Origin of the sequence: Pseudomonas laurylsulfatiphila, from assembly GCF_002934665.1 — a bacterium.
GTDB lineage: Bacteria > Pseudomonadota > Gammaproteobacteria > Pseudomonadales > Pseudomonadaceae > Aquipseudomonas > Aquipseudomonas laurylsulfatiphila.
The window spans coordinates 2,501-27,693 of the sequence record NZ_NIRS01000004.1 but is presented as its reverse complement, the minus strand read 5'-3'; the positions used below and the strand labels follow the sequence as shown (position 1 = coordinate 27,693).

The following is a 25,193-nucleotide window of genomic DNA, read 5'->3' as shown; positions in this document are numbered from 1 at the left end:
GCTGCAACCGGTCGTCAGATGCTCAATTGATTTTAACGATCGCGGGTGGACTCCACGTGCCTTTGCCAGGCGGCAGGACGGAAGGGTTTTCCGTCTTCGGCCAATACAGGCGCATCACCATGTAGATCAGATCATTCGGTGCGGGCAGCCAGTTGCTTTCCTTGTCCGCGCCGGGCGAGTCCTTCTGGACGTAGAGCGTCAGCGAGCCGTCTGCGTTCTTCTTCATGTCGGGTAGCATCGGCGAGTTGATGAGGTAGCGATTGATCGGGTTTTTAATCAGCAGTTGCGACTTGCCGTCGTACATGGTCACCGACCAGAAGGCATTGACCGGCGGAAGCTGTCCGGCAGGAAAGGTGATGGTGTAGTTGTGCTTGCTGCCGTCAAGCGGCGTACCATCGGACAGGACCTTGGCCATCGGATACGTGGCCTCTTCGGCGTCGTTGGCGTAGATACCCGCTTGCGCGATGGCGGCACGCTTTAGCCAATCATCCTTGTAGAACGCCGCATCACCGCCGGAACTCACGATGTTCCAGCCATTGACCTGCGTGCCGAGATGATTGACCGCGTCCTGGACCTTCGCATGCCCAGCCTGCATGCCCTCAACCACTGCGGCCTTTTGCTCGGCGGACAGATCCTGGAAGTTGAAGTCCTTGCCGGCGCCAATGCCCAGGCGGGCCAGCTTCGCGCGGATCGCCGTTTCTTCCGGTGTAGCAGGGGCAAGCTGCATCACAACGCCCACATATTTGAAGAAATCGGTCTTCACCAGGTCCTTGTCGATCTTCGGCAAGTCGATCGCCGGCGCGGCAGGCGGCGCAGGCTGCTTGAGATAAGCCGATAACGGCCGCGCCGCATAACCGGACTGGATCTTCTCGACGTTTGGGATGTCCGCCGGGTTGTAGAGCTGGGTGCGAAAGATCACGAAGGGCAGTTGTGTGCTAGAACGAAACACCTTCTTGATGCCTTGCGGGGTCACGCCCTTCCAGTCTGGGCCGACCAGCATGTAATCGCCGGCTTCGTTGCCAGTGGTACGGCTGCCGATGTAACCGAAGTTGTTGGTGCTGTTATCGATGAGCTGCACCGAGTAGTACCGCGATTTCTCCACCGTCGGTACCGAGAGCACGATCGGCTCGCTACGCAGGTCCATGAACATCAAGGAATACGGTGTGTCGCTGTTCGGCGAGACGATGGCCGTGTCCTTGTAGCTAAAGACTTTGTGCATGTTGTAAATGTGGTTGAACGGCGCCTTGTACTGGCTGGAACTTTTGTCCACGGCATACTCGTACATGGTCGCATAATTCATCACGATGGGCAGACCGTAGATGTAGCCTTCCTCGGCGATGGCTTTCGTTTCGGCGGCAGTGATGTCCGCTGCTTGGGCGTGCGTAAGTCCAAAGGACGCGAGCAATGCCAGCGCACAGCCAAATGTTCTCGGGAGTGTGGTTATCATGAACTTGAAACTCCATTTTTCGTATTGGATGAGTGAGTCGGCCAGTTAACTGCAGGTCCGGTGATATTCTAGTTTCACTTAGGAAAAAGGAGGGTGTACGCCACTCGAAAGCCCCAGCCGTGTGCACCCTCTTCAGGACTGTCCGCCCAGTATCGCGGTCCCACCTGAAGGCTCATGGGCTGCTTGCCGACTTTGAACAATTGCGTCACGAACAAGTTGATCGGCACATTCCACTCCCTGGCTTCCCAGTCGTAAGTGGATTCGGTATTAATTCCAAAACTGGTGTACGACGTTGTCGTATAAACCAGGAAGGGTTGTAGATACGTCTGGTTGACCTTCTCCTTGTCATCGGCCGGGTCGTTGTCCAGTGACCAGATATGGTTCGCCAGAATACCGGTCGTCCAACCGTTGGCTTGCTTCAATGCCACCGCTGTCGGTCCAATTCCCCATTGTTCGCTACTCAGAAGCTCATCACTGCCGGTCGGTAACAACAACGCGGGGCCTGCGCCCCAGATCCAGCCGTCCTCGGTGGGCTTTTTGGGCGAGAAAAAGAAGCTTTGCGAGGTGTCGCCCACTCCGCTTTTATCGGCGATACCCCTCGGTGCCAACCCGTGCTGATCAATGATCGGGAGGATCGTGCGAGAAATCAGATTCCAATCTTCATTAAGTGTGAAGGGTAATACCGGCTGGATATTGGTTACGCTCTGGATTCCATTACCGGAGGGACCCATTTTCTGATTCCAGTTGTATTGAATGGGCAAGCTGTACAGTGCCGCGACTGGATTTAATGACTGCTTAGCCAGTTCCGCCTGATCGTCAGCCTGGCTGGAAACGGAAATACCTAAAAACAAAGGTGATAGCAAGAGTCGTTCAATGTACTTGGTCATGTCGAATTCCGTTTACAGTCAGCCTTAACTGCCTTGCGGCACAACGCGGGCATCATTGCCTGAGCCTTGGATATACACCTTCGAGCCCTTAGCCAGGGACGGATTGATCGGTTGGGTCACCGATACGAGCACGCCACTGCTGACCCGCACGATGATCTGTTGCGCCTCGACCGGTTGGTCATACTTTTTCTTCTCGGCGTAGTTACCGCCAGCAGCACCGGCGAGCGCGCCGGCAACCATGGCGACGTCACGCCCGGTGCCACCCCCGATCAAGCTGCCAAGCGCCAGACCGCCAAGGCCACCGAGTACGGCGCCGACACCACTGTCGTGGTTGGTCTGCATCTGCGTCAGCGATATCTGCTCGATCTTCCCTGAGCGAATCTCGATTTCACCAGCGCCGCCATCGGTTGACCCGACGGCGGAACAGGCACTTATCAGCACCGTCATCAACGTGACTGACAGCCAGGACAGGATTACTTTCATTGCGGTGCGCCTCGTTATTGGTAGTGTATTGAGCCAACGTCTGTTGGCAGTTCAATCAAGGTTTAACTGCGAATGAACGCCCAGAGATCGACATTCAACTTGTCGATCGCCGCTTTGAAGTCCTGGGCGGTTATCTTCTGACTTTCGTTTTCCAGCGTTGTACCAAATACCTTGCGTACTACCCTGGCGACCGTCTGGTTGGTTCCCGCATCGATAATCTCGGCCTCGATGAACAAAGTGCTGTCCTGATCACGGTGGCCGGTGGCGGCCTGTGTTGCTCCGACCACGGCGGCGATCGGCACCACTTCGTACCATTTCATCCCTTCGTTTTCGGCATTCACCCCGGTGATCGCCGCACGCATCAGCAGGGTTTTGGAACCTGCCGGCGCGGCGCTGGTATTGGAAACCACACGGTATTTCTGACCCAGGGTGCCTTTGACCTTACTGGTCATGTAGTTCTGGATGTCGGTCAGCGTTTGCTGGTTGACCCGCTCATCGGGCTTGGGCGCGGGATAGAGCTCCAGCTTGTTGAACACCACGGTGTCATAGGCATTCGGGTTCCACGACGGACTGACCCAACGCATTGTTGTGCCGCCGCTTGCCGTTTTGACTTCCTGCAAGTTGTTGTAGTTGGACAGGTAGCCCGAGTATTGCTCGACTTCAGTGACTTTCGATACGCAGCCGGTCAATAACAAGCTGCTCAGTGCGGCACCCGTTATCCATTTGTGCGAGAAGTTCATATAGCGGTACTCCTTGAGGGATGTGTTCCTGAATGTCTTTTATTCAAGGCCGGACCCTGTGGCCTCAGCCCTTTCGGCTATAAGGCCCGCTGGATCTCTGCCTGAGCAATCAAACGACTGCTTGCCAACTGCAAGCAGTCGCAAGCGTCGCGTTACTTCGATGCCACCACTGCCGGCGGCTGCCAGCTGCCTGCGCCAGCGGGAAGAATTGAAGGCGGCGTGGCCTTCGGCCAATAGAGGCGCATCACTAGATAGGCCGTGTCGTCAGGCGCGGGCAACCAGTTGGACTCCTTGGTTTTGCCCGGCGAATCCTTCTGGATATACAGCGTCAGTGAACCGTCCACGTTCTTTTTCATGGCCGACAGCATCGGCGAATTGATCAGGTAGCGGTTGATCGGATTCTTGATCAGCAACTGGCTCTTGCCGTCGTACATGGTCACCGACCAGAAGGCATTGACGGGAGGCAGTTTTCCGGCAGGGAAGGTCAGCGTGTAGTTGTGCTTGCCGGTATTCAACGTCTGGCCATTGCCATCGGTACGCGTAATGGGGTACATCGCCTCGGCGGCGTCATTGCCGTACAGACCCGCCTTCGCGGCGCCAGCCCGCATCAGCCAGTCGCCTTTGTAGAACGCCTGGTCGCCGAAGAACGCGCCGACGCTCCAGCCGTTGATATTCTTCATGCCGGTCGAGAGGAACTTGTCGACCTGTTCGTCTCCGGCCTTCATCCCGAGCAGGACCACGGCCTTGTGCTCGAGCGAGAGGTCCTTGAATTCGAAGCTGCGACCGGGGCCTACGCCGATGCTGGCCAGCTTCGCACGGATCGCCTTGTCCTCAGCCGATGGCGGCACATACTGCAGCGCCGCCGACAGGTACTCGAAAAAGTTGGCCTTGATGCCCTCCGTGGTGGCTGGCACGAAAGCGATCTTCGGCGCAGCGGGCGGCGCGGGTTGATGGAGGAAAGCGGACAGCGGCTGAACCTTGTAACCCGCCTGCACCTTCTCGACATTCGGCATGTCGGCCGGATTGAACAGCTGGGTGCGGATCAGCGTCAGTGCGAAAGGGGTTGTGGAGCTGAACACCTTGTCGATGCCTGGAGGTGTCGCACCCTTCCAGTCGGGGCCTGCAATCAAATAGCTCCCGGGTGCGCTAGCCGTGGCCCGACTGCCGATGTAGCCGTAGTTATAGGTGTTGCCGTCGATCAGTTGCACCGAGTAGTAGCGTTTTTTGGAGACGGCCGGCACGGTGATCACCAACGGCTCGGCGCGCAGGTCGGTCCAGAGAAAGGAGTACGGCGTGTCGCTGTTGGGGGTAATGATGGCCGTGTCAGCGGGGGTCGCGACCTTATGATCGTGGTGCAGTTGGTTGAAGGGGGCCTTGAACTGGCTGGACTTGGAGTCCACCGCGAATTCGTTCATTACGGCGTAGTTCATGACCAGCGGCAAGCCGTAGATAAAGCCTTCCTCGGCGATCGCCTTGGTTTGCTCCAGGCTCGGCGCGGGAACGCCCTTGGCCACATCGGCCTTGTCGGCCTGTGTGATCGGATCGAGCTTGCTCGTGCACCCGGTGAAAAGCGTTGAACCTACGACGACCGCCGCAGCCAATGTCCAGCCACTGTGAGACTTCCTGTTCATTTTCACCTCGTTAGTTTTGTACAAGCCGGTGTCGTGAGCGTTCATGCCCACGGTTAGATACTAGGCATGACACCTGAAACGCTCCTGGATTTTTCTCAGTAGCGCCAAGTCATGTTGCCAGTCAGGGCTTGAATCCAGGCGTTGTCGAACTCGCCTGAGACACGATTACCTGACAACGTTTTCTGCTGATCGACGGACATGTCCCCCATCCATACCGTGACCCAACTGAAATTCACGTCTGTCTCTTTGTTCAGTGAATAAGTAAAGCCTGTGGCGAAGCGCCAGGCGGCGCCCATGGGCACGGTGAGCGTACGATTACCGTCGGACACGGCGGACGTGTCATAGGCGACACCGAAATCCCAGACCCAGTCCTGGTTCATCTGGTATTGAGCGCCAAGCGCCAATTGATACGTGTCTTTGTAATGCGCATCGATTGAAGCGGCCCGGGAACCGGTTCTGGACGTGTCTACGTCAATGCCGATGTCACCGAATTTCGACCAGTCCTGCCAATTGACCGAGGCCAGAACGGCCCATTGCGTATCCAGTTGCTGGTACAGGCTGAGGGTCGCCGTTTGCGGTACTTTCAGGTCGATTTTGGTGTTGAGGCTGTTGAGGCGACTCACCAACGGAGCACTGCTCTTCACATCCAGGCGATCCTCGAAGTCGAGGTCAACCTGACTGGTGTAAGCCAGGCCAATCCGGGTACCGGGCTTTGGGGCATAAATCACGCCTGCGTTGGCGCCGTAACCCCAGGTGCTGTCCCGGTATTTGTATTGGCCGTCACCCCGTTGTGTCAGTCCGAGCGGCGCCTGATCGATGGCGGCTTCGCTCTTCAGCATCCCGTACATGGCTTTGAGTCCGACGCCGACGGACCATTGATCGTTGAAGCGATAGGCGACACTGGGTACCAGTGACAGTCCCGCAATGCTCGCGTTTTGCACGAAATAACGGCCTGACCAGTCGTTGTCGTAGTTTTCAGCGAGGCCGAAATCGCCATAGGAGCCGAAGCCGACGGACCACCGATCATCCAGTTGATGGCTGATGAAGAAACTGCCGCCCGGTATGGGATTGAGCACGTTACCGCTGCCAGTGCCCGGCGAATTGGTTGCACTGTCCCGATCGAACGATAAGTCACCAAAAAGAACCTGAGCGCCAGCTGAGATCTGTGTTCCGCTGAGATAGCTCAAGCCGGCGGGGTTGCTGGCTATGGTCGAAGGACCCTGTGCCCGGGCCGCTGCACCAGCATTGGCCAGTCCGACGTTGTCGGTGGCGATTTCGTACAACATAAGGCCACCGGCAACACTGCGGCCACTGGTAAAGAGTGTCAGAACACCAAGAACAGTAATCGACAACATACTTTTATTTAATGGCATGAAATCCCTCTCAATCAGTTCACTCCTGCGATATCGCTTGGATCGCCCCAAGGCCAGGGCATCGTTTTTTACTCGTGCGGCTTTCTTGAGTGTCTGCGCGGAACTCCAACCGCAGGCGCAACTAATCGCCAGAGCCTCATGAACAGCCCAAAAAACCGCAGATCAGCTTTGCAACCCGCCTGTTGCGGCCTTCACTTTACGGCAATCATCAGAAAGGCACCTTGCATTTTCGGACAGTGCGCGCGGTATAGCGGGGGGTATGGAAGTTGTTGAATCAACTCCCAACGGAGGCTACCCCAGCCCATTTCTCCAATGCTGTGGTGACGTATTTGTCCATGTTTTGAATGCGCGGGAGAAGGCGTTTGGATCCTGGTACTGAAGGGTCTGAGAGATTGTAGATATCGGCAAATCCGTATTTTTCAAGAGCTGTTGCGCGAAGTTGCTTCTGGAGTCGGTGATCAGTTCTTTAAGGTGAGAACCTTCCGCATCCAGCCGGCGTCGCAGCGTTCTTTCATTTAATGAGAATTGACCGGCGATGTGCTTGGAGTTTGCCTGGCCTTTCAATAATAGAGCGTATGTCTGGCTCTTTATTTGTTCTGAAATCGTCAAAGGTGAAGTGGCGGTCGAAATAGCCAGTTTAAGCAGATGGTGTAAGCGTGGATTCGCCGTACGTTGAATTTTCCGGAGTTGCTGATTGTTTATTACAAGCCCGGAGATGCTTGCATTGAACTGAATGTTACAGCGAAATTTTCTGACGTACGGGTTGATATCGGATGGCTTGCGATATGAAAACTGCACACGAACGGGTGTCCAGTTAGCGCCTAACAATGTCCGCAACATTTGCAGGCCAACCATGACGGCAGTGTCAACTAGTAATGATTGATTGGGCAGGTCGTGGCGATAAATGACATATCCCAACAAACTGTGTTGACCCGCCAAGGGAAGAAGGAGTGGGGTCGCACCACGATCATAGAGATTGGCATGCCCGACCAGATCGATCAATGCGTCGCCTGGCGTAGTCGCGAGACGCATAAGCTGACCGACCGGCCCCAAATTATCCAGCGAAAAGCGCTCACCGATCAGCAGGCCAATATGGGGGCACTGAGTGTGTTTGAATGCCGTGTTGAACAGACGTGCAACGTCAATGTAGGCGAGGTGGTTGTCTTCATTTGCAAATTGCTCAAGGCTGATACCAGCGTCTTTGAAAACGCTTCGCGAGGAACCCCCTATCGCGTCAACTACTTCCGGGAACCTACGCAATGGGCTTGTACTAATTTCTCCAGGCCCGCTCATTCTTAAAGATGATTTTTTGGAGGGCATATAAGCTCGCTATCATTCCTGAAATGGGCACATTGGCCACGTTGGTGACGTCTAACACATGGCGAGCAAAAGAGCAGAGCGCCCATGAGCCATCGCCTGACATCTCTCGGCTGTGCTGCGACGCCCCCTCAGTCCTTGGGCCGAATCATCGAATAGGCGAGTCGTGCGCATTAATTGCATCCAAAAATATATAATGTTGAATACATTGTTTTTAGCACGGATGCGCTTTTTTTCAAATGGTCCATAGAGACTCTGCTCCACCCTGATAGCCGCTTCCATAGATGATTTTGTACGTGACGGCGGACAGTTACAGGCGGCCACCGGCTCTCGTTATTCGGCAGGGTCAAAAATCGTCGTTTTGTCGTTCCACCCAAGCGGGTTCGGCAGCGAGCACGCCGACTGATAACGAATCAAAAGATGACGCTCCCTTGTCGATTCGCGCACAGCACTCACGTACAGTTCGATGGCTACGCTGCCCAATAAGGAAGACCGTATATGGCGTGTTCAACTAATTTGTCGATGGTTATTGCTCTCAGTTGTCTCCTGCTATCCGGTTGTGTCTCAAGGACGACTGATAAAGGACAGTATTCAGGTTATCTGGATCGATACGACGTACTTAAATCGACCCTTTCGCCGAGTGGCGCTCCCACCCTGCGATGGGTGTCGCCAGCGTTCAGATCTAAAAATTACGACACGGTAATTTTTGACCCCCTCATCCTGTACCCCGCGCCGAAGGCTACCGACCGCGTCGACATGCAAACCTTTGAACGGTTGCGGAGAACAGCTGATACCCGTGTATATGAAGTGCTGTCCAAACGATATCGAGTAATTGGATCGCAGGACCCCATTCCATTCGCCTCAAGGCTTTTGGTGCTGCACACCGCGATCACAGGCGTCAGTGCATCTAACGAGGAGATGAGGTGGTACGAGGTGATTCCGGTAGCCGCGGCTATTGGTGGTGTCAATGTCGCTACCGGGCAGCGGAATCAGAATTCAGAGCTTTATGTCGAGGCTTTACTGGTCAATGCCGCGAATGAGCCAATGTTCAGAGTCGCACGCAAGGTGCTCGGCAAGACTTTGGACAATAACAAGACTCCGATCACCGCAGACGACTTCACTGGGGCAATCGAGGAGCTTGTTGCTGATATGAATGAATATCTAAAGTAAAAGTAATGCGTACGCAACTTCTTCTTGTTCGAGGACGAGGCGAATCTCAACCCTTTGATTTGGTGCTCGGGTATCGCTGGCCATTGAGGCGACGGCTTCTACTGCTCGAATGGGCAGTCTCCAACGACGCCTGGATCATCGAAGATGACTACCTCAGCGAGCTGCAGCTGTAGGGCCGGGCGGCCCCGGCGCTGGCGTCTTTAGACAGGAGCAACCGGGTTATCCACATCGGTTCTTTCAGCAAGACGATAAGCCCGGGACTGCGACTTGGATTTGTAGTAGCTCCAACCGACCTGGTAACTGCGTTCTCCGAGGTGGCTGCGACGCTTGCCCCCGCGCCTTCCCCCGTCATACAACTGGCCACGGCGCAATTTATGCGTGATGGCCACTACATTCGCCGTGTTCGTCGGCTCAAGCGACTGTATTGCGCCCAGCGTGACGGGCTATGCGAGCAGTTACGAATGCGCGATGCGCAGTGGGTCAAGGCAGGCTTGGCCGTACTTCTCAAACTCCCCGAAGGTGCACCCGACGTGCAAATCGTTCGGGACGCGATGGCTTTTGGCCTGGCGCCTTCGCCTTTGTCAGAGTGGTTCGCGACTCCGTCCGGGCATTCCCCTGGCCTGTTGCTCGGGGTTGCTACGGCACCTGAACCTCACCTCGCTACAGCGTGTCATCGATTATTCGAAATCATCGAGCAATATTGCGAGCCTGGGGTTGGAGGTGTCGCATGAGTACGAGGCTTACTCAAAGAGAGCAAAGGGGTTTGACTGCATTGCCCTCAACTGGCTCAGGCATTGACAGTGGCCATCACATGGCTGAAGAAGGCCCCGGTCGAATTAGCCGGTGCGCTTGAGGTTTTCTTCATCGAGGGAAGATGAACAGTGCGACTGAGTTGATGACGGCTTCTGGCCCAGAGTGTGTAAAAACGTTTTTCAGCGCAGCACGCATCCGAAACCAGACTGAAATTCGCGTTTCTACGCAAAATCTGTGTCTGCTCACCTGCCGTTATTTCAGATTTACCGTAGATGCGCCCACTTCAATTTTGGCGAAGCGTTTTTACACACTCTGGGCCGATTTCTGCCGGTCATGAAGCCGAAATGCTGAAGGCCGTGCTCGGCGATGTTTGCGCAACTATGAGGACTCAACACTAAAAACGCCGACTTAAGAAGGCGGTAAAGAGCCAGTCGCGGTATACGCAGGAAAAGACAGCATCGACTCGGTCGGTGTGTGCTCGTAGGCTGAGGACAAAACGGCACCGAGTCGATCGCCCAGCAGATTCCAGGCACGTTTTTTCTCTTCGGCATAGTCGTGATGGAGGTAGTGGCGTCTCACCCGAGAACCGGCCAGCACATGGTTTTGGCAGCGATCGATGACGTCCAGGCTGACCCCCAAGGCCTGCATCATGGTCGCGCCCGTACGGCGCAGGTCATGCGGTGTCCAGTCACCGTTCTGGCCTTTGGCAAGGACCAGCGTATCGTCATGACGCCGTCTTGACAGGGCCTTGCGGTTTTTGAACCGCGCCTGGCGATCGCCGACCTGTTTACTCACCACTTTTACGTCCACATGCCCATCATCCAGCTTGTTCGGGAAGCACCATTGGGAATGTCCCGTTAGGGTCTTCAGTTCCTGAAAGAAATGCAGGGCAAAGGGGGAGAGGAAGACATGGTGGTCCTGCTTCTTGCCCCGTGTGCCCTTGACGTTTTCACTGGGGAGGAACCAGGTCTGCTGGTCCAGATCGACATTTTTCCATTCGGCCTGCAGCAACTCGCCTATCCGACACAGGGTACCCAGACTGATCCAGAGCGCGAGTTGGGTTTCCTTCTTTAACGGCCGTATGCCGTCGTATTTTTGCCCAGCGGGCAGGGCGTTGTAATCGGCGGTCATTTGCTGGAAGCGGGTGTGCAGTTCCAACAGCTCAGCCGGGGAAAGGATGCGGCTTCTTTCCGCTTCGTAGTTGGCAGGGATCAATGGGGAGATGTCGACCAGCTCAGTCGGATCGCCCTCGATCAATAAGGCCCGCCAGGGCTGACGCTTTCTGGCCCAGCTGAACATCTGAGTGAGGTCGGCGAAGAAACTGATGGCTTGCCGGTGAGCGCCGCGGTTGACCACGGTGCGGATCAGCGCCCGAACATCGTGTTCGGAGACGCTGCTCACCGCGGTCTTGCCGAGTGCCGGAAAAAGGTCCTTGTTAAAACGGCGCTGCAATTCAGCATTGCCATCTTTGCGCGCCACGCCATCCAACAGCCACGCCTTGGCCAGATCCTGGACGGTCAGCGTTTTCACCTTCGCCGTTTTTACTTGTTCGGCCTCTACGTTAGCCGCGGCGTATGCCTGTGCCTTGGCGGTTTTCTTTTGCTCGTTGGGATTGATCTGCTCATCGATGAGCCCCCGGGCCTGGTTGCGCGCCTTGCGGATGTCTGTCAGGGATTTGCGCGGCCAGGACCCGCAGGCGTACTCTTTGTTCTGGTCGCCCCACCGATACCGATAGAAAAAGCTGACCGACACACCGTCCTTACGGACTGAGATTCGACCGGCCAGATTGCCATCCTCCCGGAGGATGCGGCCGGCATCGTTGGCGGTCAGCGACTCGAGTTCTTTGATGGTAATTTTGGCCATGTAACGGACTCCCCCTACTTTTACCCCCACAAAAACGTCGGCTCTTGGTGGACGTTACTGGACTCTCGTAGCGCAGAACATCGCTGGAGCTCAAGTAAATACTAGCTTAGAAAAATCCAGAGTAAAATTTTGGAAGCTTCCAAGAAGTATGAAAAAGAAGATGGGGTGCTAGGGGTCGAGTGTTCGAATCACTCCGTCCCGACCATATTTTTCAATGAAAAGCCCAACTCTAACCAGTTGGGCTTTTTCATTGGTGAGCGGGGCGAAGGTTTTCCTCCCGCCAGAAATTCGCCGCTCTCACCCGCGCTTTCTTCCAGGCCGAATCATTCATCCGGTGCAACGCATCGCCGTTGTACGGAAGAACCCGACCCTTGCTCTGACCGTACTGTAGGTCTCCGCCCACTCATCCAGCTCGATACGATCAAACGCCACGCTCTGTTTTCCGATAAGCGCTTGCGTGATGGTGCGGATCTGCGGCTGTCAGTCCTCCTAGCCGAGTGTTGAGTCGGCAGCCTGTCAGGCCCACACCAACAAAATCTCAACACCCAAGCGAAAAAAACAGCCTGATCGGATGCGTCAACATCCAGGCTAACCACCATCCCCCCCAGCTTGTCCCTGCAAGTCCCACCAAGGCTCCTATAGATACATTTTTGATGATTATTGATTTTCTAATCCCCCCTTCAGCCGTTTTAAATGCGCCTCGAGGAAGGTAAGCAAAGGCAGGTCCTGCAGTTCGCTTTGACGCAAGCTTCAAATGCCGGCAAATCCGCATCTGCAGAATCTGCTCCTCCTCACCTTGCGTACTGTTTTCCCCCCGCCTTCAACCGGGACACGCAGACGAAAGTTCACACGCCGCATTTCGGTTTTTCCAGGTTCGAGACTGAGTTAAACCGCAAAAAGGAGGGATGCCAGGATGCTGATAAAAATCGAAAAAGCGAGGACACCGCAAGACTGGAATGTCTGGATGAACGCGTGGTGCGTCAAGTTTCGCAGCTATGCCGAAGCCCTGGCGTTTGTGAGCAGATTGGAAGGCAGGATAAATGCGCCACACCAGTTGCCTGTCAGCGAAGACAGGCTTGTATTGGAACGGTGAACCCCCCGACAAATGCCGGGGGATCTGCGCGAGCTGGCGCGTGTTCTATTTCGATACCACGATGCCTGCTGGCTTCCAGGTTCCTTCACCAGCCGGCAGGACTGAAGGCGGCGTCTCCTTGGGCCAATAGAGGCGCATCACCAAATAAATCGGGCCGTCGGGTGCGGGCAGCCAGTTGCCCTCCTGTGCCTTGCCGGGCGACTTCTGTTGGATGTAGAGGGTCAGTGACCCGTCGGCATTCTTCTTCATGCCGGGCAGCATGGGCGAGTTCAGTAGATAGCGGTCGATCGGGTTCTTGATAAGGAGCTGTGTTTTGCCGTCGTACATCGTCACCGACCAGAAGGCGTTCACGGGAGGCAGTTGTCCCGCCGGGAAGGTGAGTGTGTAGTTATGCTTGCTGCCATCCAGTGGCTCGCCGGTTGCGGTTGTGCGGGTGATGGGGTAAGTGGCTTCCACGGCATCGTTGCCGTAAATTCCGCCTTTGGCCGCGGCGGCGCGCTTCAACCAGTCGCCATTGTAGAAATGGCGGTCGCCAAAGTACGAGCCGATGCCCCAGCCATTGACGTTCTTGAGTCCGCCGGACAACCACCTGTCCACCTTCTCGTCACCTTCCTTCATACCCAGCAGGACAGCGGCCTTGTGTTCGAGCGAGAGGTCCTGGAGCTTGAAACTCTTGCCTGGTCCAATGCCGATTTTCGCGATTCGGGCCCGAATTTCCCGGTCTTCCGGTGTTGGCGGTACGTACTGGAGCGCGGCATCAAGGTATTCGAAGAAGTGCTCCTTGATCCCCGCAGTGGTGGTTGGAGGGAAATTGATAACTGGCGATGCAGGCGCCGCCGGTTGTTTCAAAAACGCCGATAGCGGTTGGGCTTTGTATCCGGACTGCACCTTGACCACATTCGGCATGTCCTTGGGATTGAACAGCTGGGTTCGGTAGCCTGCCACCGTGAAGGGCGTTGTCGAATAGAAGACTTTGCTGATGCCGGGTGGCATGGAGCCCTTCCAGTCAGGCCCGACTACCATGTAGTTACCTGGGCCGTTCCCCGTGGTGCGGCTGCCGATGTAGCCGTAGTTGTAGGTGTTGCCGTCGATCAGTTGCACCGAGTAATAACGATTCTTTTCCACTGCAGGTACCGTGAGCACCATGGGCTCGGCGCGCAGATCCAGCCAGAGGAACGAATAGGGGGTATCGCTGTTGGGCGTGACGATGGCCGTATCCTGGTAAGTGAAGACACGGGGTTCGTTCTTGATCTGGTTGAAGGGGGCCTTGAACTGCGGGCCGCTTTTGTCCACGGCGTACTCATACATCACCGCATAGTTCATTACGATCGGCAGTCCGTAGATGAAGGCTTCCTCGGCGATGGCCTTCGTTTCCGTGAGGCTGGGCGCGGCGATGCCTTTGGCTGCATCGGCTTTTTCGGCCTGGGCCACGGGATCGTTCTTGCTGGCACAGCCTGATACAAGCGCCACCGAAGTGGCAGCGATGGCGATCCATTTTATGCATGAATATTCCGGTTTCATCCTTTGTCGCTCCTGACCAAATCATCTTTGCCCTGGATGTCTTGATCAGCGATTGAACACCTCGAGACTCCAGCCGGTTTACTGCCGTATCTGAGCGTAGGTCATGAAGCAAACCCCCGCTATTGACTGGGGGACAGCCAATATTGGGGGCAAACTTCTTGGATTGCGGCAAGCAGACAACCGAAGCGAAGTGGCGACTAATGAGGGGCGTCAGCTGGTTTCTTTTCCGGAACGATGAAACGCACTGTCGTACTGGTAAGGATTTTGTGAGTCGGGTCGGCCACTTCAAGAAGAACCTGGTGAGTGCCGGGGGGCAGTCCGACCAGGATAATCGGGTCTTCACTGGTGTGCGCCCATGTACCTTTCCAGTCGTCGACGGTCACGTGAAGGTGCCCGAGACGGGGTGATACATCAGCTGCCGCTTTACCAAATACCGGCATGATCCTCGCGTGCTCTGTGCGGTACTGGATAATGACGACTCCGCGGGCAAGGGGCTCGGCCAGCGGCGGCTCGGCAATGAGTCTTGGCGCCGTCTCGGATTCCAGGGGAAGTATTGCCGGTGGGTGATAGGCGTCTGCTGTTCCTTCACCGCGCGCGGCTGCGCAAAAGAACACCGCCAAAGCAAAGGCCAATGGATTTCTGAGAGAGAGGGACATGGTGTTTTTCTCCCGGGTGATCTCAATCAAGCCTAGATCAAACCGAGTATTGTCCCCGTGTGTATCTGAAATCTGAATCGCCGGCTTGTTTCATCGACCGGTTGAGTCCACAGGTGGCTGCAGCCCTTCGCGACAGATAGCAGCGCGTCGAATGCAGAGCGCTCAGCTTCTATATTTCAGCGCCTCCACAAATGCAGAAAAAGCGGGAGACGCCTGGCGTCTGTTGGGGTAATACAAATGGTAGCCCTGAAACTCAGGGCACCAGTCGGCCAAGACTTCTTTGAGTCGGCCGTCGGCCAGATACGGTGCTACCAATTCCTCTGGTACATAGGCCAGGCCAACGCCATCAACGGCGGCATTGAGAACATGCATGATGCTGTTGAACACAAGTTGTCCATCTGCCTTGACTGTAAAAGCCTGGCCATTTCTTTCAAATTCCCATGCGTAGATCACACCTGATGGTCTATGTCGGATATTCACGCAGTCATGCCCGGTCAACTCATGGGGGGTTGTGGGTGCCGGGTTGCGTTCGAAGTATTCTGGAGAACCCACCACAGCCAACCGCCAATCCGGCCCTATGCGAACGGCGATCATGTCCTTGCTGATCGATTCGCCCAGGCGAATACCCGCATCAAATCGCTCCTCGACCACGTTGGTGAACCCATAGTCGACGTAGAACTCCAGTGTGATATCCGGGTAGCTCTTCAGGAAGCTTGCAAGCATCGGCCGAATGCACAATTCAATCTGATCGTCAGTACAGGAAATACGAATCGTGCCACTGGGCTTGTCCCGCAGCTCGCCCAGCGCTTCAAGCTCGGCGGTGATCTGGTCAAAAAGCGGGGCGATCGAACGCATCAGCCTTTCTCCCGCCTCTGTAGGCGACACATTGCGCGTCGTGCGGGCCAGCAGCCGTATCCCCAGTCTTTGTTCAAGTGCCCGGATCGTATGACTCAGCGCAGAAGGCGTAATGCCCAGTTTGGCGGCGGCCTTCGTAAAGCTTTGGTCGCGTGCCACCGCCAGAAAAGCCTGGAGATCGTTGACTTTGGTATTGGCCATTGCTGAATTTTTCTCAAAACCACATGAAGATTATCCTTACTAATCAAGATATCTCGATTCCGTCAAGCTCTGTCACCTATCTGGAACGGAGTGCTGATGATGAGCGAGACACCTGTAACCCTCCTTGAAGCTACAGAAGCCTTGCCCCCTCGAGGGCTTGATCGGCGCGAATTCGTAAAGGCCACCGGCGTCAGCATTGCGGCTCTAGGCGTCCTTTCGGGCGCAGTCGGCCCTGCCTTCGCAGTTGACTCAAAAAGTGCAGGCAGCCCGCCGGAAGGTGCCGACAACTTTTACAAAAGCGACAAGGTCACCGTGCAAAAGGTGACCTTCAAGAACTCATACAATCTTCAAATTGTGGGCAATCTTGTAACGCCCAAGAATCTGGTTGCAAACGCTAAAGCGCCTGCAATTATCGTCGGTCATCCCATGGGAGCAGTCAAAGAGCAAAGCTCCATGCTCTATGCACAAAAGCTGGCGGAACAAGGCTTCGTCGCGCTCGCGATTGACTTGCCTTTCTGGGGTGAGAGTGAGGGCCAGCCTCGAAACCAGGTCGCCCCCGAAATGTATGCCGACGCGTTCAGCGCTGCAGTTGACTACCTGGGTACGCGGGATTTCATTGATCGCAAGCGTATCGGCGTACTGGGTATCTGTGGCAGCGGTGGCTTTGCCATCAGTGCGGCCAAGATGGATTCTCGTTTGAAAGCCGTGGCCACTGTCAGCATGTACGACATGGGTGCTGTCACCCGTCATGGTCTGGGGCACCTCAGTGACTGCCGAGCAACGCCAGGCCATGCTCGTCAAAGCCGCCGAGCAACGCTACGGCGAGTTCTCTACCGGGCAAATGCATTTCCTCAACTATTTGCCAGTGCAGCTTGGTAAAGATGCAGACCCGGTCACACGTGAATTCTGGGACTTCTACCGTACGCCACGCGGTATCCATATCCCTCATGGCAGAACGTTGGAGCTGACCCAAAACCGCGCCTTGACCAGCGAAGTCCGGTTCGTGAATTTCTATCCATTCAACGATATCGAGACGATTTCCCCGCGACCGCTGCTGTTCATCGCTGGCGATCAGGCGCACTCCAGAGAGTTCAGCGAGGAGGCCTACCATCGTGCCGCCGAACCTAAGGAACTGGCCTGGGTTCCCGGCGCGGGGCATGTCGATCTGTACGACCGCGTGAACTTGATTCCCTGGACAAGACTCACCGCCTTTTTTACCCGGCATCTGACGGTGGTTGGCTAAAAGACCTGTGTTTCAACCAACCACCATTTGATGAGAGGTTTTTTAATGACGACTCAAGTATTCGACTCCCCGGCTGGTGATGCCCTCGGCACGCCGGGGGCTGGGGAACTGCAGGCTTACTGGAGTGGCATCTTTGCGATGACACTGTGCGTATTCGCGCTCATAGCCTCGGAGTTCATGCCTGTCAGTTTGCTCACGCCGATTGCATTGGATCTGCAAATCAGTGAAGGACTGGCCGGGTATGGGATCGCCATCTCCGGCGCCTTCGCGGTGCTGACAAGCCTTTCGATTTCCAGGCTTGCTGGCTCAATGGACCGCAAGACGCTGTTGCTGCTACTGACCGGGATTATGTGTGTGTCGGGGTTGGTGGTCGGTCTGGCGCCAAACTATACGGTGTACATGATGGGGCGTGCGCTGATCGGCGTGGTGATCGGCGGATTCTGGTCGATGTCGGCGGCAATGGCCATGCGCTTGGTACCGTCTCATAGCGTGCCCAAGGCTCTGGCAATCTTCAACGGCGGCAATGCTTTGGCAACCGTAGTGGCCGCACCACTGGGAAGTTATCTGGGGAGTGTCATGGGTTGGCGGGGGGCTTTTTTCTGCCTTGTTCCGGTAGCGATCATCGCGTTGATCTGGCAGTGGATCAGCCTGCCAGCCATGACGGCGGCGCCGCGCAAAGCGGGCGCGAGCAATGTCTTTCGTTTGTTCAAGAGCCCATTGATCAGTTTCGGCATGTTGAGTGTGGGCACTTTCTTTATGGGGCAGTTTGTATTGTTCACCTATCTGCGCCCGTTCCTGGAGACCGTCACCGGTGTAGATGTCTCCATGTTGTCGATGATCCTGCTGGTCATCGGTGTGGCGGGTGTCGTCGGAACCATTCTGATCGGCACTTTCCTGAAAGTCGGCATGTACCGCGTCCTGGTCTGCATTCCACTGTTGATGGCCGCCATTGCACTTTCCTTGATTGTCCTTGGCGGCGGAGTCGTGGCAGCTTTTGTATTGCTGGGGCTGTGGGGCCTGGCCGCGACAGCGGCACCTGTGGGGTGGTGGTCGTGGTTGGCCAAGGCGTTGCCCGGGGATGCTGAAGCGGGTGGCGGCCTGATGGTGGCAGTCATTCAGCTATCCATTGCGCTGGGCTCTACCCTCGGCGGCCTGCTGTTCGACGGGAGCGGTTATCGCATGACATTTCTTGCAAGCTCTATCTTGCTGGTACTCGCGGCAGTGACGACCTTTTTCACATCGCGAAACCAGGGTTAACAGAAGGCAGATTTTGGAAAGGCAGGCAACTGTCCGCAATGTGTCAGATCGGATTTGATCCAAAGTCGTTATTGGCCCGATGGAGGTCAATTCGGTGCCAATAGGCTGTTTCGTAGCTCAAGCCTTGTTAGCGAAGTTATGTAGCATCCCAGGTTTTGATGTCGCAAGGACTTGCTGTGAGGGCATGAAGGGAGTCATCGGATGTGGGTGGTTCAGCCCCAAATATAGGGTGAGCGAACCCCGTGATGGGGAATTTTTTACCACCCGAATAGACCGTTTCAGTGCAATCGCTGGGCCCGGCTTTGCCCATGCCAGATGGCTTGGATTTTGCTCGGGTGCTGATACTGAAGCATTCATTGAATGCGGTATCCGGAGATTCGAGCCATGTGGGCAAAAACTCTGCTTCTCGGCGTCGTGTTTGGAATCGGGATCGTTACCAGCGGCTTGGCTACGAGCATGGTCCTGTTCTGGTGCGAGTTGTGTTAACCACCCTCCCTTCTACTTGAGTCGGCTGAGTAGGGCGGGGCAATCCCCCTCCTTCATTGTCCATGGTGGCGGCGGTTGCAATGGTCTATGCCTGGATTCCCATCTCCCCCTGTGCAGCTTGTAACGCTCGCTCTTCGGTCAGTGGCATTAAAGTTGGCTGCGCGTTACTGGCATGCATGTAAAGAAAGTAGTGCCCTGTATCGTCCAACAATATCCGGTGCAGCTCTGATGGCCGAAAGTTGTTACCGATATAAATACTTTCCTTGATGATCTCGAAAGTCCTGATCCCATGCTGTCGCATTGCAGTTTCAAAGGCTTCGTAAAGACCTTCTCTGCGGCGTCGGTTGTTTCGAGCATTTAGCTTGAAAAAAACCACCATCAGCACGGCATAGCTGATAAGGAGTATCACAAGGGCGCTAGGGCGCATGCGTGGAGCTCCATGTCCTCTCAATCGCTGTGCCTTCAGTGTAGGCGCGTTCCGGGTGAAATCTTCAGCTCATTCCAAGGTCATGGAGCGTGTTGCCGTTGAGTCAGGTCGCGCGCGCCAGGATCGCCTGCGCACGGCCTATGACAGGCGCATCGACCATTAGGAGCTGGAAACACACGCAGCGGGCATGCACTTCAGGCGTAAACTGAACAGGGTGCAGCATGCATTGAAAAGCGTTGCACCCGGAGGTGATGCCATGCGCTCAATATCCGTTTGCACCTCGCTCGCACTGCTGGCGCTGTTCATGGTGCCACTTGCCACCGCAGCGCCCTCGGTCGAAGTCGTCTTCAATAACCCCGAAAAATTCAGCGATGCCAGTCTGGACAGTCCGGGCTATGAGCGTGGTGCCGATCCTTATGTCATGAAAGAGCTGCGCAGCTACATCCAGAAGCTTGGCGAGCGGTACCTGCCAGCCGACCAGCAGCTGCAAATTGAAATACGCAACATCGACCTGGCCGGTCGTTACGAACCCTGGAGGATAAATGCCTATGAGGTGCGCTTCATGCGCGACATTACCTGGCCGAGCATCGATCTACATTACGTACTCAAGCTAAATGGCCAGATCGTGAACCAGGCCGACGCCAGGGTCATGGATCAGTTCTACCTCCAGCGTCCGGGGCGTGCGAACAGAAGTGACAGGCTCTACTCCGAGAAGGCGATGCTCTCGGACTGGTTCCGGAGACAATTCGCCGGGCAACATCAGAGCGGGTTGAATTGACCCCCCTGCGCTGTGAATTAGTGTTCGGCTTGGGGGGCATGGGCCAGAAAGTAAAAAGCCCGGCGCTGGGCCGGGCTTTCTGTAGATGGGCCAAATCCCTTTGGCTGACCGTATTGTGCTAGATAGGTGTGACGAAAGTGTGACATCTGAATACGAAATGCCGTGGCGTAACCGTTGGGCCAACTGCTACTGGAGTACGACACGACATCAAAACTTTCGATACTCTCTGCTCAGTACTCCACAATGGTTTTAGGGCAATCGAATGGCGATCGGTGAAGCGTCACTGAATGACTTGAGCATTCACCCAGTTGGGATTTGTCTTTAATCTGGTCCGAGGTTTGATCGCGATGGCTCATTCACTTAAGTACCAAATAGGCGAATCCGTCCGCACTATCGAGGCCGAGGTGGGGAAGCTGCTCGATCTGGCTGCAACGCTCAGAGAAGCCGGGGATGAAGAAATGGCTGCAGCTGTCTCGACCCAGGCGAACAAGCTGCTTGAAGCAGCAGTGGCGCTGAGGATCGCGATGTCAGGCTGAATGCTTGCGCTGCGCCCCAGGCTGAGCCAGATCAAGGCGCTGCCAGCTCGAAGCACTGCATTGCCCTTGACGCCGATCCAGCCAAACCGTCTGTGCATTACAGAATTCGCGCACTCCGAAGTGCGAGAGCTCCCGGCCAAAGCCACTCTTCTTCACGCCACCAAAACTGACACGCGGATCGCTGGCGCTATAGCCGTTGATGAACACGCCGCCGGTTTCAAGTTCGCCAGCCATCTGCCGGGCGAGTTCGCCATTGCGCGTGTAAATAGTGGCGGTGAGGCCGAACTCGCTGTCATTGGCCAGAGCCAGCGCATGGGCGGCGTCTCGGGCCGTGATGATTGAAGCCACAGGACCAAACAATTCCTGCCGGAAGGATGTCATCTGATCGGTCACGTCGCCCAGTACAGTGGGTTCGTAGTAGTTGCCGGTGCCTTCGGCCTTCTTTCCACCCAGCAGCAAGGTCGCGCCTTCTTCCAGGGTGTCGCGCACCTGTTGGTCCAGTTCGTCGCGCAAATCGAAGCGCGCCATCGGGCCGATGTAAGTGGTGGTGGCGAGTGGATCACCGACGACCAATCGTTGGGTGGCCTCGACGAACTTGCGGGTAAATTCCTCTGCAATGCCTTGCTCGACAATCAGGCGTTTGGCAGCGGCGCAGACTTGTCCGGTGTTTTGATAGCGTCCGATCACGGCGGCTTTGACCGCCTCATCAAGGTCCGCGTCGTCGAGCACGATAAACGGGTCGGAGCCGCCCAGTTCCAATACGCATTTCTTCAGCGCGGCGCCGGCCTGGGCACCGATGGCCATGCCCGCGCGCACGCTGCCGGTGAGGGTGACCGCCGCGATGCGTGGATCGGCGATCGCCTTGGATACACCGTCCGCGGTGACGTTGATGACCTCGAAGACACCTTCAGGAAAATCCGCCTGCTTGAAGGCTTCCAGCAGCAGGTAGGTGCTGCCCATGACGTTGGGCGCGTGCTTGAGCACGTAGGTGTTGCCGGCGAGCAGGGTAGGGACCGCGCCGCGCAGCACTTGCCAGATGGGGAAGTTCCACGGCATCACGGCGAGAATCGGGCCGAGCGGGCGATATTCAATGCGTGCCTTGCCGCCTTCAACCTGGGTCGGTTCTGCGCTGAGCATGGCCGGACCCTGTTCGGCGTACCACTCGCAGAGCTGCGCGCATTTTTCAATTTCGCCACGGGCCTGAGCAATCGGCTTACCCATTTCCAGGGTGATCATGCTGGCCATGGCCTCTGCATTGTTGCGCAAGGCCTGGCCGAGGTTGATCAACAGCTGCGCGCGTTGTTCTACCGGTTTGCCGCGCCAGGTGCGAAACCCGGTAGTGGCCCGCGCCAACGCGGCCTGTAATGCCGAATCGGATTCGAAAGGGTACTGGCCGATCTGCTCGCCCGTGGTCGGGTTGATCGAAATGGCATGGGTAAGGCTGGATACGTGGGTCATGGCACCGTCCTGCTAGGTAGGAATGTGCTCAGGTTATGGGGGTATATGTTTTATGGAAACTGAATAATACTGAGCATAACGTTCACGTTTGGAGAATGACTTGGATCTGGTCCAGCTCGAAATTTTCAAGGCTGTCGCCGAGCACGGCAGCATCAGCGTGGCCGCCCAGCATATCCACCGGGTGCCATCGAATCTCACCACCCGAATCAAGCAGCTTGAGCAGGACTTGGGTGTGGATCTGTTTATCCGCGAGAAGAGTCGCCTGCGCTTGTCGCCGGCCGGTTGGAGCTTCCTGGATTACGCTCGACGTATTCTCGACCTGGTTCAGGAGGCGCGGGCCACCGTAGCGGGAGAAGAACCGCAAGGCGCTTTCGCCCTGGGTTCGCTGGAAAGTACTGCTGCGGTACGAATTCCAGAGCTATTGGCGGCCTATAACCAGAAACACGCGAAGGTCGAACTGGACCTGTCCACCGGTCCCTCCGGGACCATGATCGACGGGGTGCTGTCGGGACGGCTGGCCGCGGCATTTGTCGATGGGCCGGTGTTGCATCCGGCGCTGGAAGGCGTACCGGCATTCGAGGAGGAGATGGTCCTGATCGCACCGCTCAATCATGAGCCGATTCATCGGGCCAAGGATGTGAATGGCGAAAACATCTATGCCTTCCGCTCCAACTGCTCCTATCGCCATCATTTCGAAAGCTGGTTTGCCAATGGCGCGGCGGTGCCCGGGAAGATATTCGAAATGGAGTCCTATCACGGCATGCTGGCCTGCGTCAGCGCCGGGGCCGGCCTGGCGCTGATGCCACGCAGCATGCTCGAAAGCATGCCGGGGTGTACGACGGTCAGCGTCTGGCCGTTGTCGGAGTCGTTCCGCTATCTGCGTACCTGGTTGGTGTGGCGCAGGGGGACGGTGTCGCAGAGCCTCACGATGTTTGTGCGCTTGCTGGAGGAGCGTGGTGTCTCGTTGATCGATAAATAGTGGAAAGTTAACGGTCAGCGCTGAAAAACCGGATAATGGCGGCCAAATCGTTTAGCTCGTTATTCTGGTAATCGCACATGGAAATCAAGGTCAACTTTCTCGACAACCTTCGACTTGAGGCCAAGTTCGACGACTTCACGGTGATCGCCGATCAACCCATTCGCTACAAGGGTGATGGCTCGGCGCCGGGGCCGTTCGATTATTTCCTGGCTTCGTCGGCGTTGTGTGCGGCGTACTTCGTGAAGTTGTATTGCGAGACTCGCAATATCCCCACCGAAAATATCCGCCTGTCGCAGAACAACATCGTTGACCCGGAAAACCGCTACAACCAGATTTTCAAGATTCAGGTCGAATTACCGGCGGACATCTCCGCCAAGGACCGCCAGGGGATCTTGCGCTCCATTGACCGTTGCACGGTAAAGAAGGTGGTGCAAACCGGGCCTGAGTTCGTGATTGAAGAGGTCGAAAACCTCGACGCCGATGCCCAGGCGCTGCTGATGCCGCATTCGACTTCCGAAGCGGGCACCTACATTGCGGGCAAGGACCTGCCGCTGGAGCAAACCATCGCCAACATGTCGGGCATCCTGGCCGACCTGGGCATGAAGATTGAAATCGCTTCGTGGCGCAACATCGTTCCCCATGTGTGGTCGCTGCACATCCGCGATGCGCACTCGCCGATGTGTTTTACCAATGGGAAAGGCGCGACCAAGGAAGGCGCGCTGGCTTCGGCGCTGGGCGAGTTTATCGAGCGGCTCAACTGCAACTTCTTCTATAACGATCAGTTCTGGGGGGAGGACATCGCCAATGCGGCGTTTGTGCATTACCCGGACGAGCGCTGGTTCAAGCCGGGCCCGAAGGACGAGCTGCCGACTGAAATCCTCGACGAATACTGCCTGAAGGTTTACGACCGGGATGGCGAGTTGCGTGGCTCTCATCTGTACGACACCAACTCCGGCAACACCCAGCGCGGCATTTGTTCGCTACCGTTTGTGCGCCAGTCGGACAATGAGGTGGTGTACTTCCCGTCCAACCTGATCGAAAACCTGTTCCTGAGCAATGGCATGAGCGCCGGCAACACGCTGGCCGAAGCGCAGGTGCAGTGCCTGTCGGAGATCTTCGAGCGCGCGGTAAAGCGCGAAATCCTCGAAGGCGAAATGGCCCTGCCGGATGTGCCGCAGGAAGTGCTGGCGAAATACCCGGGCATTCTGGCCGGTATCCAGGCCCTGGAAGAGCAGGGCTTCCCGGTGCTGGTCAAGGATGCGTCGCTGGGCGGGGAGTTCCCGGTGATGTGCGTCACCTTGATGAACCCGCGTACCGGTGGCGTATTTGCCTCGTTCGGCGCGCACCCAAGCCTGGAAGTGGCGCTGGAACGCAGCCTGACGGAACTGCTGCAGGGTCGCAGTTTCGAAGGCCTGAATGATTTGCCGCAGCCGACCTTCGAAGGGCAGGCGGTGACTGAACCGAATAACTTCGTCGAGCACTTTATCGACTCGAGCGGTGTGGTCTCGTGGCGCTTCTTCAGTGCCAAGCCGGACTTCGAATTCGTTGAGTGGGATTTCTCCGGTCAAGGCGAAAACTCCAATGTCGAAGAGGCCGCGACCCTGTTTGGCATTCTCGAAGACATGGGCAAAGAAGTGTACATGGCGGTCTATGAGCATATCGGCGCCAAGGCCTGTCGCATTCTGGTGCCGGATTACTCGGAAATTTATCCGGTCGAAGATTTGATCTGGGATAACACCAACAAGGCGCTGCAGTTCCGCGCCGACATCCTGAATCTGCACAGCCTGAGCAAAGTCGGCCTGCGATCGCTGGCCCAGGGGCTGGAAAGCAGCGAGCTGGATGATTACACCGACATCACTACGTTGATCGGCATCGAGTTCGACGACAACACGCCTTGGGGCAAGTTGACGATCCTGGAACTGAGGCTGCTGATTTATCTCGCCTTGCAGAAGTTTGATCAGGCCAAGGATCTGGTGGAAGCCTTCTTGCAATACAACGACAACACCGTCGAACGCGGCCTGTTTTATCAAGCGGTGAAC

20 protein-coding genes and 3 pseudogenes (1 of these 23 cut by a window edge) are annotated in these 25,193 nt (G+C 56.2%); 9 read left to right on the top strand and 14 right to left on the bottom strand.

Annotation, left to right across the window (positions count from 1 at the left end):
* Nucleotides 1–22: 22 nt before the first annotated feature.
* From CD175_RS14825 to CD175_RS14795, 7 genes are all read right to left on the bottom strand, one after another.
* On the bottom strand, nt 23–1,447 hold the full coding sequence (locus CD175_RS14825; protein ID WP_104449466.1) for a DUF1254 domain-containing protein: 1,425 nt from the start codon (nt 1,445–1,447) through the stop codon (nt 23–25).
* A 74-nt stretch (nt 1,448–1,521) separates the two neighbouring features.
* On the bottom strand, nt 1,522–2,334 hold the full coding sequence (locus tag CD175_RS14820) for a hypothetical protein (protein WP_077182758.1): 813 nt from the start codon (nt 2,332–2,334) through the stop codon (nt 1,522–1,524).
* A gap of 24 nt (nt 2,335–2,358) precedes the next feature.
* On the bottom strand, nt 2,359–2,817 hold the full coding sequence (locus CD175_RS14815; RefSeq protein WP_104449465.1) for a glycine zipper 2TM domain-containing protein: 459 nt from the start codon (nt 2,815–2,817) through the stop codon (nt 2,359–2,361).
* Between the two features lie 62 nt (nt 2,818–2,879).
* On the bottom strand, nt 2,880–3,557 hold the full coding sequence (locus CD175_RS14810) for a DUF3313 domain-containing protein (protein WP_104449464.1): 678 nt from the start codon (nt 3,555–3,557) through the stop codon (nt 2,880–2,882).
* A gap of 152 nt (nt 3,558–3,709) precedes the next feature.
* Nucleotides 3,710–5,188 (bottom strand): DUF1254 domain-containing protein, encoded by a 1,479-nt coding sequence (locus tag CD175_RS14805; RefSeq protein WP_104449953.1) that lies wholly within the window; start codon nt 5,186–5,188, stop codon nt 3,710–3,712.
* A gap of 95 nt (nt 5,189–5,283) precedes the next feature.
* The gene (locus CD175_RS14800) at nt 5,284–6,543 is read right to left on the bottom strand and encodes an OmpP1/FadL family transporter (RefSeq protein WP_104449463.1); all 1,260 of its coding nucleotides are present in this window, start codon (nt 6,541–6,543) and stop codon (nt 5,284–5,286) included.
* 309 nt (nt 6,544–6,852) lie between these two features.
* A complete protein-coding gene (locus tag CD175_RS14795; protein ID WP_104449462.1) occupies nt 6,853–7,881 on the bottom strand; it encodes an AraC family transcriptional regulator in 1,029 nt (342 codons plus the stop codon).
* Nucleotides 7,882–8,376: 495 nt separating this feature from the next.
* Here CD175_RS14795 and CD175_RS14790 point away from each other — a divergent pair, with 495 nt between their 5' ends.
* Nucleotides 8,377–9,048, top strand: coding sequence for a DUF3313 domain-containing protein (locus tag CD175_RS14790; RefSeq protein WP_104449461.1), 672 nt, complete (start codon nt 8,377–8,379; stop codon nt 9,046–9,048).
* A 191-nt stretch (nt 9,049–9,239) separates the two neighbouring features.
* Nucleotides 9,240–9,779 carry an aminotransferase class I/II-fold pyridoxal phosphate-dependent enzyme gene (locus CD175_RS14785; protein ID WP_223509499.1) on the top strand — a complete coding sequence of 180 codons (540 nt, stop codon included), beginning with the start codon at nt 9,240–9,242 and terminating at the stop codon, nt 9,777–9,779.
* Nucleotides 9,780–10,209: 430 nt separating this feature from the next.
* Here CD175_RS14785 and CD175_RS14780 read toward each other — a convergent pair whose 3' ends face one another.
* Nucleotides 10,210–11,664, bottom strand: a complete 1,455-nt coding sequence (locus CD175_RS14780) for a tyrosine-type recombinase/integrase (RefSeq protein ID WP_104449460.1) — start codon at nt 11,662–11,664, stop codon at nt 10,210–10,212.
* 253 nt (nt 11,665–11,917) lie between these two features.
* A pseudogene (locus CD175_RS31740) lies at nt 11,918–12,052 on the bottom strand (tyrosine-type recombinase/integrase); the annotation flags it as partial.
* 525 nt (nt 12,053–12,577) lie between these two features.
* Here CD175_RS31740 and CD175_RS14770 point away from each other — a divergent pair.
* Nucleotides 12,578–12,757, top strand: a complete 180-nt coding sequence (locus tag CD175_RS14770) for a hypothetical protein (RefSeq protein ID WP_104449459.1) — start codon at nt 12,578–12,580, stop codon at nt 12,755–12,757.
* A 45-nt stretch (nt 12,758–12,802) separates the two neighbouring features.
* Here the strand turns inward: CD175_RS14770 and CD175_RS14765 are convergent, their stop codons facing one another.
* The 3 genes from CD175_RS14765 to CD175_RS14755 all read right to left on the bottom strand — a co-directional run bounded on the left by CD175_RS14765 (nt 12,803) and on the right by CD175_RS14755 (nt 15,990).
* Entirely contained in the window at nt 12,803–14,278 is a 1,476-nt protein-coding gene (locus CD175_RS14765; RefSeq protein ID WP_104449458.1) for a DUF1254 domain-containing protein, read from the bottom strand.
* Nucleotides 14,279–14,475: 197 nt separating this feature from the next.
* Nucleotides 14,476–14,934 (bottom strand): DUF6130 family protein, encoded by a 459-nt coding sequence (locus CD175_RS14760; RefSeq protein WP_104449457.1) that lies wholly within the window; start codon nt 14,932–14,934, stop codon nt 14,476–14,478.
* 162 nt (nt 14,935–15,096) lie between these two features.
* Nucleotides 15,097–15,990, bottom strand: a complete 894-nt coding sequence (locus CD175_RS14755; RefSeq protein ID WP_104449456.1) for a LysR family transcriptional regulator — start codon at nt 15,988–15,990, stop codon at nt 15,097–15,099.
* Between the two features lie 96 nt (nt 15,991–16,086).
* Here CD175_RS14755 and CD175_RS14750 point away from each other — a divergent pair.
* A pseudogene (locus tag CD175_RS14750) lies at nt 16,087–17,233 on the top strand (alpha/beta hydrolase).
* Nucleotides 17,234–17,278: 45 nt separating this feature from the next.
* Nucleotides 17,279–18,490 (top strand): MFS transporter, encoded by a 1,212-nt coding sequence (locus CD175_RS14745; protein WP_104449455.1) that lies wholly within the window; start codon nt 17,279–17,281, stop codon nt 18,488–18,490.
* 571 nt (nt 18,491–19,061) lie between these two features.
* Here the strand turns inward: CD175_RS14745 and CD175_RS14740 are convergent.
* The gene (locus tag CD175_RS14740) at nt 19,062–19,403 is read right to left on the bottom strand and encodes a hypothetical protein (RefSeq protein WP_104449454.1); all 342 of its coding nucleotides are present in this window, start codon (nt 19,401–19,403) and stop codon (nt 19,062–19,064) included.
* A 256-nt stretch (nt 19,404–19,659) separates the two neighbouring features.
* Between CD175_RS14740 and CD175_RS14735 the strand changes: the two genes are divergently transcribed.
* A complete protein-coding gene (locus tag CD175_RS14735; protein ID WP_104449453.1) occupies nt 19,660–20,181 on the top strand; it encodes a DUF3016 domain-containing protein in 522 nt (173 codons plus the stop codon).
* A gap of 347 nt (nt 20,182–20,528) precedes the next feature.
* Nucleotides 20,529–20,717 (top strand): hypothetical protein, encoded by a 189-nt coding sequence (locus CD175_RS14730; protein WP_015095786.1) that lies wholly within the window; start codon nt 20,529–20,531, stop codon nt 20,715–20,717.
* 69 nt (nt 20,718–20,786) lie between these two features.
* Here CD175_RS14730 and CD175_RS14725 read toward each other — a convergent pair.
* Nucleotides 20,787–22,175: pseudogene (locus CD175_RS14725) on the bottom strand (aldehyde dehydrogenase family protein); the annotation flags it as partial.
* Nucleotides 22,176–22,275: 100 nt separating this feature from the next.
* On the opposite strand from CD175_RS14725, the gene ptrR reads away from it, so the two are divergent.
* Together ptrR and CD175_RS14715 are read left to right on the top strand one after the other, a co-directional pair.
* Nucleotides 22,276–23,154, top strand: a complete 879-nt coding sequence (gene ptrR / locus CD175_RS14720; RefSeq protein ID WP_104449452.1) for a putrescine utilization regulator PtrR — start codon at nt 22,276–22,278, stop codon at nt 23,152–23,154.
* 77 nt (nt 23,155–23,231) lie between these two features.
* Nucleotides 23,232–25,193 carry the 5' portion of an OsmC domain/YcaO domain-containing protein gene (locus tag CD175_RS14715; RefSeq protein WP_104449451.1) on the top strand. Its footprint extends 243 nt past the window's final position, so 1,962 of the gene's 2,205 nt are visible here — the first part of the coding sequence; the start codon lies at nt 23,232–23,234; the stop codon falls past the right edge of the window.